The organism is Streptomyces sp. NPDC002773, assembly GCF_040295605.1.
Lineage (GTDB): Bacteria > Actinomycetota > Actinomycetes > Streptomycetales > Streptomycetaceae > Streptomyces.
In genome coordinates, this window is the sequence record NZ_JBEOVO010000005.1 from 37,435 (window position 1) to 49,933 (window position 12,499).

Sequence of the window (12,499 nt, forward strand, 5' to 3'; positions counted from 1 at the left end):
GAGAACCCATGGCTCATCTGGGATCGAGGCGCCGCCGAGCTCTTGCTCTGCCGGTTGGTCTCGCGCTCACGGCCTCGCTCGGCTTCCTTCCCTCCGGCGCCGCCTCCGCCGCGGAACTGAGTGACGCACCGACGTCCGCCGTGGCGACGAACGGGCCGAAGCTGACGTACGTCGTCAACGTCGCCGGGGGCCGCTGGACCGCGGCCTCGGTGAAGAAGGCGATAGCCGCCGCGGGCGGCGAGGTGGTCGTCTCGTACGACCAGATCGGCGTGATAGTCGTCCACTCGCAGAACCCCGAGTTCGCGAAGACGATCCGCACGGCGCGTGGCGTGGTGTCGGCCGGTGCGACCCGTACCGCCCCGCTGTCCGCCCAGACGGACACCGCCGTCGACGAGGGTGCCCAGTCGCTGTCCGCGGCCGAGGCCAAGGCCGCCGCGGCCACGGCGTCGGACGAGCAGGACCCGCTGGAGCCCCTGCAGTGGGACCTGCCGGCCATCAAGGCGGACAAGGCCCACCAGAAGACGCTCGGCAGCAAGCGCGTCACCGTCGCCGTCATCGACACGGGTGTCGACGACACCCACCCGGACCTGGCGCCGAACTTCGACGTCAAGGCCTCCGCCAACTGCGTGTCCGGCAAGCCGGACACCACCGCCGGCTCGTGGCGCCCCAACCCGGGCGAGAGCGACCACGGCACGCACGTCGCCGGTACGATCGCCGCCGCCAAGAACGGCATCGGCGTCACCGGTGTCGCCCCGGGCGTGAAGGTCTCCGGCATCAAGGTGTCCACCCCGGACGGCTTCTTCTACACGGAGGCCGTGGTCTGCGGCTTCATGTGGGCGGCCGAGCAGGGCGTCGAGATCACGAACAACAGCTACTACACCGACCCGTGGATGTTCGCCTGCAAGAACGACGAGGACCAGAAGGCCCTCATCGAGGCGGTCACCCGTGCGACCCGTTACGCGGAGCGCAAGGGCACGGTCAACGTGGCGGCGGCCGGCAACTCGAAGTTCGACCTGGCGGCCGACTCGATCGTCGACAACAGCAGCCCGAACGACACCACGCCGGTCCCCCGGGTCATCGACCCGAAGGAGTGCCTCGACTACCCGGCCATGCTGCCGGGCGTCGTCACCGTCTCCGCGACCGGTGCCAAGGACCTGAAGGCGTCCTACTCCAACTACGGTCTCGGTGTCATCGACATCGCCGCCCCCGGCGGTGACCGCACCGAGTTCCAGACCCCGGACGCCCCGGCGGTCAACGGCCGCATCCTGTCGACCACGGTCAACGGCGGCTACAACTACAAGGCCGGCACGTCGATGGCCGCGCCGCACGCGGCGGGTGTCCTCGCGCTCATCAAGTCGACGCACCCCTACGCGAGCCCGGCGGCGCTGAAGGCGCTGCTGTACGCGCAGGCCGACGACCGCGCCTGCACCAACCCGTACGACATCGAGGGCGACGGCAAGATCGACGCCGTCTGCGAGGGTGGCAAGAACAAGAACGGCTTCTACGGGGCCGGTCTGATCGACGCGCTGGACGCCGTCCGCCGCTAGTCGCGGAGGTCCGGTGAGGGAGGGTCCCCGTGTGGTGCGCCACACGGGGACCCTTTCGCGTGGCCCGCATGGCACGGAGTGCCACACTGCCGTCATGGACAACACGGTGCGCACCGGTACGGAGTTGGCGTGGTCGGCGCTCGGCGGCGACCCCGCCCTGGTCGACCGGGTGTCGTTCACCGGCCCCGCCGGGCTGCTGCCGGCCCGGCTGCCGGTGATGGACCTGGCGCGGGCGACGGTGGCGGCCTGTTCGCTCGCCGCCGTCGAACGGGCGGGGCTGCCGGGGCCGGTGCGGGTGGACGACGGGGCCGTCGCCACCGCCTTCGTGAGCGAGCGCCATCTGCGGGTCGACGGGCGGGCGCCGGTGGCCTTCGCGCCGCTCTCCCGGTTCTGGCGGGCGGCCGACGGCTGGGTCCGTACCCACGCCAACTATCCGCACCACCGGGAGGCGTTGCTCGACGCCCTCGGTGTGCCCGCCGGTTCGGTGGAGGCCGTGGCGGCCGCCGTCGCCGCACGGAAGGCCGTGGACGTCGAGACGGCCGTGTACGCGGCCGGGGGCCTCGCGGTGGCCCTGCGGGCGCCCGGGGAGTGGACGGCGCACGCGCAGGGCCGGGCGGTGGCGGCGCGGCCGCTGCTGACCCGGGAGCGGCTCGACGAGGCCCCGCCCCGGCGCCGTACGGGCCGGCTGCGGGTCCTGGACCTGACCCGGGTGATCGCCGGTCCTGTCGCGACCCGGACGCTCGCGCTTCTCGGTGCGGACGTGCTGCGGATCGACCCGCCGGACCGTCCCGAACTGCCCGATCAGCACGCGGACACGGACGTCGGGAAGCGGACGGCGGCGCTCGATCTGGACAGTCCGTCGGACCGGCGTACCTTCGACGGACTGCTCGACGCGGCCGACGTCCTGGTCACCGGTTACCGGCCGGGCGCCCTCGACCGCTTCGACCTCGACCGGCCGGGGCTCGTCACCGCCCGACTCTCCGCCTGGGGCGACTACGGGCCGTGGAGCGGTCGCCGCGGCTTCGACTCGCTGGTGCAGGCGGCCACGGGGATCGCCGCCCTGGAGGGCTCGGCCGAGGAGCCGGGCGCGCTGCCCGCGCAGGCCCTGGACCACGGCTCGGGCTATCTGCTCGCGGCGGCCGTCCTGCGGTCGTTGACCGAGCAGGACCGGGACGGCGGTACCCGGCTCGTCCGGCTGGCCCTGGCCCAGACGGGCCACTGGCTGACGCACGCGCTGCCCCGGTACGAGCCCGAGCGGTACCTCACCGAGTCGGAGGGGCCGCTCGGGCGACTGCGGCACGCGCTGTCGCCCGTCGCGTACGAGGGCGGCCCTGCGGGCTGGTCGCGGCCGCCGGGCGTCGCGGGCGGGGACGCGCCCGCGTGGCTCACGAATTGAGCCACGCGGCTGCCACGGCAGGTACAACAGGCGCGGCTGTCACGGCGGTCACGGCTTGACGAGGACCTTCAGGGCCGTGCGCTCGTCCATCGCCTTGTAGCCGCCCGGGACGCCGTCCAGGCCCACCGTCAGGTCGAAGACCGGCGACGGGTCGATGGTGCCGTCGAGGATGTCCGGGAGCAGTTCCGGGATGTACGCGCGCACGGGGGCGACGCCGCCGCGCAGCGCGATGTTCCGGTCGAACATGACGGACAGGTCCAGTCCGGTGCCGCTGCCGTGGGGGACGCCGACGTAGCCGATGGAGCCGCCGTCGCGGGCGATGGCGACGGCGGTCCGCATGGACTGCTCGGTGCCGACGGCCTCGATGACGCCGTGCGCGCCCTGGCCGCCGGTGAGTTCGCGGACGGCGGCCTCGGCGGCCTCGCCGCGCTCGGCGACGACGTCGGTGGCGCCGAAGAGGCGGGCGATGTCGGTGCGGGTGGTGTGCCGGCCGAGCGCGATGATCCGCTCGGCGCCGAGGCGCTTGGCCGCGAGGACACCGCAGAGGCCGACGGCGCCGTCACCGACGACCGCGACGGTGGAGCCGGGCTTCACGCCGGCGCCGAGGGCGGCGTGGTGGCCGGTGCCCATGACGTCGGAGAGGGCGAGCAGCGCGGTGAGGAGGCGGTCGTCGGAGGCGGCGTCGGCGGGGAGCTTGACGAGGGTGCCGTCGGCGAAGGGGACGCGGACGGCCTCGCCCTGGCCGCCGTCGGAGCCGACCGAGCCCCAGAAGCCGCCGCGCGGGCAGGAGGTCTGGAGTCCCTCGGCGCAGTGGTCGCAGGTGCCGTCGGACCAGACGAAGGGGGCGACGACGAGGTCTCCCGCGGTGAAGCCGGTGACCTCGGGGCCCGCCGCCTCCACGACGCCGAGGAACTCGTGGCCGATGCGCTGGCCGGGCTGCCGGGCGGACTCGCCGCGGTAGGCCCACAGGTCGCTGCCGCAGACGCAGGCGCGCAGGACGCGGACGACGACGTCGGTGGGGTCCTGCACCACCGGGTCGGGCACGTCCTCCACGCGCATGTCGAACGGGGCGTGGATGGTGGTGGCGCGCATGGCGGACGTTCCTTGCTGTCAGACGGTTGTACGACGTTCACCGTACATCGCGTGGAGCACTCCCGCCGTCAGCAGGTACTGCGCCCCGATATAGGTCAGCATGACCCAGAAGTCCGGTACGGGCAGCTGGGGCCACTCGGCGACCCCGGTGGCGATGAGGGTGTCGGACAGCAGGAACAGGGCGCCGCCGAGTCCGGCCAGGAGCCCGAGGGAGCTCGCGCGGTAGGCCATGGCGGTGAGGAGCAGCGAGTAGCCGGCGACCGGGATCCGCAGGTCGGCGGGGAGGTCGGGCCAGAGGAGCGCGACGGCGGCGACGAGGGCGGCGGTGTACGCGGCCGCCAGGGGTACGGACGTACGGCGCCGTCCGAAGAGGACCAGGTAGCAGACGTGTCCGGCGGCGAAGGACCCCATGCCGACGAGGAAGGCCCAGTCGGCGTCGGAGAGCAGGAAGACGTCGCCGCCCCAGCCGAAGAGGAGCGCCACGGTCAGGAGCTTCGGGGCGCCGCGCGTGAGGGCGTACGCGGCGAGCAGCGGCATCAGGAGCGGCTTGGCGAGCTGGTGGCCGAGTTCGGCGCCGGCGAGCAGGGAGATCAGGTCGGCGGCGGCCGCGATCCCGAAGGCGGCGAGGAGCGCGCGGGAGACGAGCGGCCGGGAGAGGGCCGGGACGGTGGCGCGGGCGGCCGCGGGGTCGGCGCTCACGCGGCGGCCTCCGGGGCGGCCGCGGTGGCCGTCGGGGCGGTGGCGGTGGCCGTCGCGGGGCCGGCGGTGGTCTTCGGCGTCTCGGCGGTCGGCGATCCCGGCTGCCAGCCGGGGCCGCGGAAGACCCGGCCGGCCCGTTCGCGCCAGTCGTGCGCGGCCCGGAGGTCGCGGGCGATGGCGGCGTACTCGTGGGTGGCGACCCGGAGCGGGTTGTACGTCTCGATGTTCTTGGTGAGCCCGTAGACGGGCCGCTCGGTCTCGCCGACCCAGGAGCCGAACATCCGGTCCCAGACGATGAGGATGCCGCCGAAGTTCCGGTCCAGGTAGCCGCCCTGGGAGGCGTGGTGGACGCGGTGGTGCGAGGGCGTGTTGAGGACGTACTCGAAGGGCCGGGGCAGCTTCCCGACGCGCTCGGTGTGGACCCCGAACTGGTAGACGAGATTGACCGAGTAGCAGAAGGCGACGGCCGCCGGGTGCACGCCGAGGGCGATCATCGGCAGGTAGAACGGCCAGGAGGTCACGCTGGTCCACGGCTGGCGCAGGGCGGTGGTGAGGTTGAACCTGCGGCTGCTGTGGTGGACGACGTGGCAGGCCCAGAGGATGCGGACGACGTGGTGTCCGCGGTGCTGCCAGTAGTAGAGGAAGTCCTGGGCGAGCAGCATGAGCGGGATCGTCCACCAGAGGACGGGGACGCGGAGCGGGGTCAGCTCGTAGACGGCGGTGTAGATCGCGACCACGGGGATCTTCCACAGCGCGTCGAAGGCCAGGCTCCCGAGACCCATGCCGAGGCTGGTGGCGGCGTCCTTGGTCTCGTACCCGGCGGCGTCCTCGTCGGGGTGGATCCGGTGGCTGACCATCTCCAGGACGGTGAGCAGGACGAACGCCGGTATGGACCAGAGCACGACATCGGGCAGGTTCGGCATGCCGTCGACGGTAGGGGCGGGGGGCGGGGCAGGGCTAGACGTGGTTACCAACAAGTATGCGAGACGGCTTGTCAGCAAGCTTTGGCACCTTCCGACAACGCGGGGGCTCCGGCAGGCGCTGGGGTCAGACCCCGGCCGCTCCCAGCAGCGAACCCGCGCCGTAGGTGACGGCCATCGCGAGGGCGCCGCCGGCCGTGGTGCGGAGGACCGCCGGGGCGGCGGGCGCCTGGCCGAGGCGGGCGCTCCACCAGCCGGTGAGGGCGAGGGCCGCGAGGACCGAGAGGACGGTGATCCAGAGGCGGGCGGCGGCCGGGGGGAGGACGATCGCCAGGAGGGGGAGCAGGGCGCCGGCGGTGAAGGCGAGGAAGCTGGCGCCTGCGGCGTGCCAGGGGTTGGTGAGCTCGTCGGGGTCGATGCCCAGCTCCACGCGCGCGTGGGCGCGCAGCGCGTCGCGCTCGGTGAGCTGCTCCGCAGCCTCGCGGGCGACCTCGGGGGAGAGTCCGCGGGCGGACAGGAGCGCGGTCAGTTCGTCGAGTTCGGCCTCCGGCTGCTCCCGCAGTTCGCGTTTCTCCTGGGCGAGCGCGGCCTTCTCGGAGTCGCGCTGGGTGGAGACCGAGACGTACTCCCCCGCCGCCATCGACATCGAACCGGCGAGCAGCCCCGCGAGACCGGCCGTGAGCAGGGTCGCCCGGGACCCGGTGGCGCCCGCGACGCCGACGACGAGGCCGGCGGTGGAGACGACTCCGTCGTTGGCCCCGAGCACTGCGGCCCGGAGCCAGTTGAGACGGGAGCCGAGACCTCCGCCGTGGGCCTCGTCGTGCGCCTCGTCCGGAACTGGGGGTGCGGTCACGTCAGGAGGGTCGCACCCGCCGGGTCACCAGACGCGGACCGACCCGCCCGGGGCGAAGGCCGGGCTGGTCGCGCCTTCCGGGACCTTCTCCAGGGGCGTGGCGATCTCCGCGACCTCCGGGCCATGGACGGCGGCGAGGGGGTCGAGGAGGGCGAGGTCGAAGCCGTAGACGCGGGCCGCGTTGCCGCCGACCATGGCGGCGACCTCCTCCCTCGGCACTCCCGCGTAGGCGATCCGGAGGCCTTCCCTGGAGTACGGGGTGGTGCCCTCGTCGTGCGGGTAGTCGCTGCCCCACATGATCTTGTCGAGGCCGATCCGGTGCCGCAGCGGCACCTCGTGGGGGCGCATGAAGCTGGCGCCGACGAAGCAGTTGTCGCGCCAGACCTCGCTGGGGCCCTTGCCCATGGAGGCGGCGAGGCCCGCCCCGAACCTCGACTCGGCGGTGGTGGCCCGGGAGGCCGCCGCGACCAGGCGCTCGTGGTAGTAGTCCAGCATGTCCATGATCCCGGGGATCCAGCCGGAGCCCTGCTCGGTCAGGACGAGCCGGAGGCCCGGGTGGCGGCGGAAGGCGCCGCCGAAGACGAGGTGCCACAGGGCCCGGTGGGAGAACCAGGTGGTCTCCACCATGAAGACGGCGCGGGCGGCCGGTTCGTCGCCGAGCGGCGGCGAGGCCGAACCGCCGTGGTGGTTCACCGGCACGTCGAGCTCCGCGCAGACGGCCCAGATCGGGTCGTACGTCTCCGAGTACAGCTCGGGCACGCCCGAGCCCGGCGGAGCTCCCGGCAGCAGGATCCCGCCGGTCAGGCCCGCCTCCTTGGTGCGGCGGATCTCGCGTACCGCCTCGTCGACGTCGTTCAGGAAGATCTGCGCCACTCCGGCCCTGCGGCCGGGCGCCCGGGCGCAGAAGTCGGCCAGCCAGCGGTTGTGCGCCCGCAGGCCCGCCCAGCGGAGCTCGTACTCCTCGCGGGTCGGCGGGGGCGCCATCAGGGAGGCGGAGGGGAAGAACGGCGGGACGGTGTTCGGGAAGACGACCTCGGCGACGATCCCGTCGTCCTCCAGCTCGCGCAGTCGGCGCTCGGAGTTCCAGTTGCGGTCGGCGGTGTCGGCGAGCAGGTCCTCGTACGGGTTGACGTAGGTCGCCGCCCAGGCGTCGAAGGCCTCGTGGTGGCGCTGCTCCAGGTACGGCCGGTAGTCGAGGAGGTCGGCGCCGGCGTGGCAGTCGGCGGAGATGACGGTGTACCGGTCCATCAGTTCGCCCCCAGTACCGGGAAGTCGTGGTCGGTCAGCCAGTGCCGGCCGACCTCGCGGGAGCGGGCCCAGGAGGCCTTCACGGCGGTCTGGTCGGCGGGCTGGCCGAGGTCGGCGGGGGTGGGGCCGATCCGCCGGGATATCGGATCCAGTATTCGAATATCGAATCCGAAGACCTCGGCCGCGGCGAGCCCCAGCATCCGGCGGGTCTCCTCCACCGGAATGTCGTGGAACGTCTTCCGCAGCCACGCGCGCGTGTCGGGCCAGGTGCCCTCCGGGTGGGGGAAGTCCGAGCCCCACAGGATGTTGTCGACGCCGATCTCGTACCGCTGGGCCAGCTCGCGCCGCTTGGTGTTGGTGGCGCAGACGAAGACCTGTCGGTCCAGGTACTCGCTCGGCGGCCGCGTCAGCTCCGCGAACGGGGACAGCTTCTTGCCGCCGTGCGCGCCCAGGTAGAGCCGGTCCATGAACCAGAGCAGGTTCGGCAGCCACCAGCAGCCGGACTCGGCGACGCCGAACCGCAGCCCGGGGTGCCGCTCGAAGACGCCCGACCAGAGCAGGAACCACAGCGGCCTGGCCGGCCACCACGTGACCTCGGAGACGTAGATGCCGAGATGGTCGCCGTACTCCTCGCGCGGCGCCGCGCCCGAGTGGGTGACCAGCGGCATCCCGGTCTCGGCGGCCGCCGCCCAGACCGGGTCGTAGCGCCGGTCGTGGTACGGCGCCTTGTCCACCCACATGGAGGGGATCATCAGCGCCCCGAGCCCCGACTCCTTGGCCCGGTGGATCTCGGCGACGACCTCCCCCGGCTCCGCGGTGATCGGAAGGAGCGCCACCCCGCAGTGCCGTGCGGGATTCTGCCCGACGAACTCGGCGAGCCAGCGGTTGTGCGCCCGCGCGCCCGCCATGCCGAGCTCCGGGTCCTGGTCGCCGGAGAGCCCGAGGCCGACGCCGAAGGGGGCGGCGGTCCGGCTGTCGACGGCGTCCGCGTCGGGGAAGACGACCTCGGCCGCCACCCCGTCGCCGTCGAGCTCCTTGAGCCGCTGCACGGGGTCCCAGCCGCCGCGCAGCCCCTCCTCGTTGTCGTGGAACCAGCGGTCGGCGAAGGCCTCGTTGCGCACCCCGAGCCGGGTCATGGCCTCCTGCCGTGCCTCGCGCCCGGCGAGGAACTCGTCGAAGGCACGATGGAAGCGGGAGTCGAGATAGGGCCGGTACTCCTCGGTGGGCAGCCCGGCATGGCAGTCGGAGGAGATGATCAGATACGGGTCGTTCGGATCGGCCATCGGGGCCCCCTCAGTCGAGGATGAAGCTCTCCAGGTACGACGGGTTGGCGCGGTCGAGCATCGACCGCGAGCGCGCCCGGATCTGCCGGTCGCTGTGCTCGCTCTCCGGCAGCATCCAGAAGCGGTCGGCGCGGATGCCGTCGACGACGTGCTCGGCGACCTCCTCCACCGGGGTGAAGGCGACCTCGTGACCGGCCTCCTTCATGGCGGCCTCCCACTGGTCGAGGCTGCGGTACGGGGTCCTGCGCGGCCGCTCCTTCGCGTACCGCTCGGGCCGGTTGCGGTGCGACTCCCAGAGGCCGGTGCGGAGCATGTGCGGCCCCGGGAAGAGCACGGACGCGCCCACGCGCGCGTGCTCGGCCCGCAGATGGGCGTAGAGCGACTCGGTCATGGTGACGACGGCCGCCTTGGTGACCGCGTACACGGAGGCGGTGGGCAGTGGGGCGATGCCGCCGTCGCCGGACGAGGTGTTGACGACGTGGCCCGGTTCGCCGCTCGCGAGCATGCGGGGGACGAAGGCCTGGATGCCGTGGAAGACGCCCCAGACGTTGACGGAGAAGGCCCATTTCCAGTCGTTCGGCTCGTGTTCCCACATGCGGCCCTCGGCGCCGGAGCCGACCCCCGCGTTGTTGCAGAGGACGTGGACGGCGCCGAAGGTGTCGTACGCGGCGCCCGCGAACGCCCGGACCGCGTCGGCGTCCGAGACGTCGACCGTGCGGGCGAGGACCTGCGCTCCGCTCTCCATCAGCTCGTCGGCGGCCTCCGCGAGGGCCGCCTGCTCGACGTCCCCGAGGACCACCGCCAGACCTTCGGCGGCGAACCGGCGGGCGAGGGCGAGTCCGATGCCGCTCGCCGCGCCGGTGACGACGGCGACCTGGCCCTCGCGCAGCTCCATCAGACGCTCCCCTCGGGCGGGCCGTCGAGGATCTGCTGGGGGTCGTCGTACCGCTGGTGGACGTACGGCAGCAGGGCCCGCGGGTCGACGCGCTCGGCGACCGTGCCCTTCTGGTCGGTGGTCTTCTCACCGATGGTGATCTCGACCAGACGGCGTACGGGGAGGTCGGCGACCGGGTCGTACATCGACTCGCGCAGGACCACGTCACCGGTGACCCGCTCCAGCTTCCGCACCTTCTCGTTGCGGACGCAGTGGACGAGGACGGGGTCGGTGTCGAAACCGGAACCCTCCACACCGGGGAGGAACTTGAAGTAGAAGTCGGTCTTCTCGACCGGTTCCGGCAGCGGCAGCGGTCCGGAGACCGCGCCGCGGACCTCCACGAACGCGATGCCGTGCCGGGCGAGGGCCGCGCGCACGACGAGCCCCTCGCGCTCGACCGTGACCTCCCCCAGCTTCTTCGGCTCGCCGAAGACCTCGCGCCCGCCGACGAGCGCCCGCTCGTGGGTCATCGGCATCACCAGCGGATACCAGCCCTCCCGGTCGCCGTGCGCGGCGGCGACCGCCACCGACCCGGCGCCGAGGGGATAACCGGGCAGGTCGACCCGGCTGACCACGGCGCGCACGAGGGGGCGCGCGGTGGGTTTCAGCGGGGGTGGCAGGACCGCCGCGACGACGTCCGGGTCGGTCTCCCAGACGGCGACCACTCCGGTGGACCAGATGTCGGGGAGCCGGGCGCTCCGTGCGCGGGCCGCCGCCGCCTCGGCGTCGGTGCGCGCCCCGTACCGTACTCGTGCCATGACGTACCACCTTTCGGGACCGTCGGCCTGTAACACAGTTACACCGTGCGCCCCGAAGGGTAAAGGGGCGCGTACGCAGAGGAGTTGGGGGAACCGATGGCACGCTCCGCGCTGACCCGCGACGAGGTCCTGGACACCGCGGCCGCCCTGGTGCGCGAGCACGGCCCGGACGCCCTGACCATGCGCAGGCTCGCCGCCGAGCTCTCCACCGCGGTGACCTCGATCTACTGGCACGTCGGCAACCGCGAGTCCCTCCTCGACGCGCTCGTCGCCCGCACGGTCGCCGACCTCGGCACGATCCGCCCGCACGGTCCGACTCCGGCCGAGCGCATGGTGTCGGTCGCCCGCGCGCTGCGCCGGGCCCTGCGCGAGCGCCCGCACCTGGTGGCGATGGTCCACGAACGGGGTCTGACGGAACGCATGTTCCTGCCGGCCCAGCGCGCCCTGGTCCACGAGGCCCACGCGGCGGGGCTGCGCGGGGCGGCCGCCGCGCGGGCCGTCCGCGCGGTGCAGTTCCAGGTCGTCGGCTACGTCCTGGTCGAGCGCAACCGCGAACGCGCCCCGGTCCAGTCGCCCGCAGAGGAGGAGCTGTGGGGCGGGGAGGACGCCGGGTCCGACGGGCCCCTCGCGCGCGCCCTCGCCGCCCCGATCGACACCGAGCGCCTGTTCACCGACTCCGTACGCGCCCTGGTCAAGGGCCTCCTGGCGGGGGCCGCGGGGGACACCCGGGACGGAGTTGTCGGTGGCGGGCCGTATTCTCAGTGACCGTGCTTGACGACCGTACGACAGCAGCGACGTGGCCGGCCGCCTACCCGCAGGGGTACGCGGTCGTCGACGTGGAGACCACCGGACTCGCCCGCGACGACCGGATAGTCTCCGCTGCCGTCTACCGGCTGGACGCCCAGGGGAACGTCGAGGACCACTGGTACACGCTCGTGAACCCCGAGCGCGATCCGGGCCCGGTCTGGATCCACGGCCTGACCACCGACGTCCTGGAGGGCGCGCCGCTCTTCCCGGAGATCGCGGCGGAGTTCGCGGCCCGGCTCGACGGGCGGGTCCTCGTCGCGCACAACGCGATGTTCGACTGGCAGATGATCGCCCGGGAGTACGCGCGCGCCGAGTCGGCCGCGCCGGTGCGGCAGCGGCTCTGCACGATCGCGCTCGCCAAGGAGCTGTCGCTGCCGCTGCCCAACCACAAGCTGGAGTCGCTCGCCGCGCACTTCGGCGTCGTGCAGCAGCGCGCGCACCACGCGCTCGACGACGCGCGGGTGCTCGCCGAGGCGTTCCGGCCGAGTCTGCACGCGGCGGCCGAGCGGGGCGTACGGCTGCCGCTCCTGGAGTGCCGGCCGCTGACCGAGTGGGTCTCGTCCCCGGAGCGGCCCCGGATCGGCCATCAGGCCTCGGGCCCGTCCGCGTACCGGATGAACAGCTGGCGTCCCTCGCGCAGGCGTCCGCCGTGCCCGTACCCCAACCCCGGTCGGTACGAGACGGACAAACCGCTCAAGCAGGGCATGCGGGTGGCGTTCTCCGGGGACACCTCCGTCGACCGCGAGCTGCTGGAGGACCGCACGGTCGACGCCGGCCTCCATGTCGCCGGCAGCGTCTCCCGGCTGACCAGCCTGCTCGTCACCAACGACCCGGAGGCCGCCACCTCCAAGACGCTCAAGGCCAGGTCCTTCGGCACGCCGGTCGTCGACGAGGCCGCGTACACCCAGCTGCTGCGGGACGTGGCCCCGGCAGACGGGTGACACCCCGGGCCCTGCGGGCGT

General features: G+C 73.3%; 12 protein-coding genes. 4 read left to right on the forward strand and 8 right to left on the reverse strand.

Going from position 1 to position 12,499, the window contains the following annotated elements; all coding sequences use genetic code 11:
- Positions 1-8 precede the first annotated feature (8 nt).
- Both ABT034_RS08635 and ABT034_RS08640 read left to right on the forward strand, forming a co-directional pair.
- A complete protein-coding gene (locus ABT034_RS08635) occupies positions 9-1,547 on the forward strand; it encodes a S8 family peptidase (protein ID WP_351212733.1) in 1,539 nt (512 codons plus the stop codon).
- 94 nt (positions 1,548-1,641) lie between these two features.
- Positions 1,642-2,943, forward strand: a complete 1,302-nt coding sequence (locus ABT034_RS08640) for a CoA transferase (RefSeq protein ID WP_351212735.1) — start codon at positions 1,642-1,644, stop codon at positions 2,941-2,943.
- Between the two features lie 48 nt (positions 2,944-2,991).
- On the opposite strand, the gene ABT034_RS08645 is transcribed toward ABT034_RS08640, so the two are convergent.
- The 8 genes from ABT034_RS08645 to ABT034_RS08680 form a co-directional block, all read right to left on the reverse strand.
- Positions 2,992-4,035, reverse strand: coding sequence for a zinc-dependent alcohol dehydrogenase family protein (locus tag ABT034_RS08645; RefSeq protein WP_351212737.1), 1,044 nt, complete (start codon positions 4,033-4,035; stop codon positions 2,992-2,994).
- An 18-nt stretch (positions 4,036-4,053) separates the two neighbouring features.
- Entirely contained in the window at positions 4,054-4,734 is a 681-nt protein-coding gene (locus ABT034_RS08650; RefSeq protein ID WP_351212739.1) for a lysoplasmalogenase, read from the reverse strand.
- Positions 4,731-5,657: a sterol desaturase family protein gene (locus ABT034_RS08655; protein WP_351212741.1), complete on the reverse strand. Its 927-nt coding sequence runs from the start codon at positions 5,655-5,657 to the stop codon at positions 4,731-4,733. Before ABT034_RS08655 ends, ABT034_RS08650 begins: the two co-directional genes overlap by 4 nt.
- 124 nt (positions 5,658-5,781) lie before the next feature.
- Positions 5,782-6,507 carry a VIT1/CCC1 transporter family protein gene (locus tag ABT034_RS08660; protein ID WP_351212743.1) on the reverse strand — a complete coding sequence of 242 codons (726 nt, stop codon included), beginning with the start codon at positions 6,505-6,507 and terminating at the stop codon, positions 5,782-5,784.
- A 24-nt stretch (positions 6,508-6,531) separates the two neighbouring features.
- The gene (locus ABT034_RS08665) at positions 6,532-7,755 is read right to left on the reverse strand and encodes an amidohydrolase family protein (protein WP_351212745.1); all 1,224 of its coding nucleotides are present in this window, start codon (positions 7,753-7,755) and stop codon (positions 6,532-6,534) included.
- Positions 7,755-9,038, reverse strand: a complete 1,284-nt coding sequence (locus tag ABT034_RS08670) for an amidohydrolase family protein (RefSeq protein WP_351212747.1) — start codon at positions 9,036-9,038, stop codon at positions 7,755-7,757. Before ABT034_RS08670 ends, ABT034_RS08665 begins: the two co-directional genes overlap by 1 nt.
- A gap of 10 nt (positions 9,039-9,048) precedes the next feature.
- Positions 9,049-9,933, reverse strand: coding sequence for an SDR family NAD(P)-dependent oxidoreductase (locus ABT034_RS08675; protein WP_351212749.1), 885 nt, complete (start codon positions 9,931-9,933; stop codon positions 9,049-9,051).
- Positions 9,933-10,730 carry an acetoacetate decarboxylase family protein gene (locus tag ABT034_RS08680; RefSeq protein ID WP_351212751.1) on the reverse strand — a complete coding sequence of 266 codons (798 nt, stop codon included), beginning with the start codon at positions 10,728-10,730 and terminating at the stop codon, positions 9,933-9,935. The genes ABT034_RS08675 and ABT034_RS08680 overlap by 1 nt, the downstream gene beginning before the upstream one ends.
- Before the next feature lie 96 nt (positions 10,731-10,826).
- On the opposite strand from ABT034_RS08680, the gene ABT034_RS08685 reads away from it, so the two are divergent.
- Positions 10,827-11,495, forward strand: a complete 669-nt coding sequence (locus ABT034_RS08685; protein WP_351212753.1) for a TetR/AcrR family transcriptional regulator — start codon at positions 10,827-10,829, stop codon at positions 11,493-11,495.
- Complete coding sequence (locus ABT034_RS08690) at positions 11,492-12,478, forward strand: DEDDh family exonuclease (RefSeq protein WP_351212755.1); 987 nt, start codon at positions 11,492-11,494, stop codon at positions 12,476-12,478. The genes ABT034_RS08685 and ABT034_RS08690 overlap by 4 nt, the downstream gene beginning before the upstream one ends.
- Positions 12,479-12,499 lie beyond the last annotated feature (21 nt).

Bases quoted from the DNA above. Each gene is read 5' to 3' on its own strand.
- ABT034_RS08635 (WP_351212733.1), top strand. From the start codon at position 9: ATGGCTCATCTGGGATCGAGGCGCCGCCGAGCTCTTGCTCTGCCGGTT.
- ABT034_RS08665 (WP_351212745.1), bottom strand. From the start codon at position 7,755: ATGGACCGGTACACCGTCATCTCCGCCGACTGCCACGCCGGCGCCGAC.
- ABT034_RS08680 (WP_351212751.1), bottom strand. From the start codon at position 10,730: ATGGCACGAGTACGGTACGGGGCGCGCACCGACGCCGAGGCGGCGGCG.
- ABT034_RS08675 (WP_351212749.1), bottom strand. From the start codon at position 9,933: ATGGAGCTGCGCGAGGGCCAGGTCGCCGTCGTCACCGGCGCGGCGAGC.
- ABT034_RS08640 (WP_351212735.1), top strand. From the start codon at position 1,642: ATGGACAACACGGTGCGCACCGGTACGGAGTTGGCGTGGTCGGCGCTC.
- ABT034_RS08670 (WP_351212747.1), bottom strand. From the start codon at position 9,038: ATGGCCGATCCGAACGACCCGTATCTGATCATCTCCTCCGACTGCCAT.
- ABT034_RS08645 (WP_351212737.1), bottom strand. From the start codon at position 4,035: ATGCGCGCCACCACCATCCACGCCCCGTTCGACATGCGCGTGGAGGAC.
- ABT034_RS08655 (WP_351212741.1), bottom strand. From the start codon at position 5,657: ATGCCGAACCTGCCCGATGTCGTGCTCTGGTCCATACCGGCGTTCGTC.
- ABT034_RS08685 (WP_351212753.1), top strand. From the start codon at position 10,827: ATGGCACGCTCCGCGCTGACCCGCGACGAGGTCCTGGACACCGCGGCC.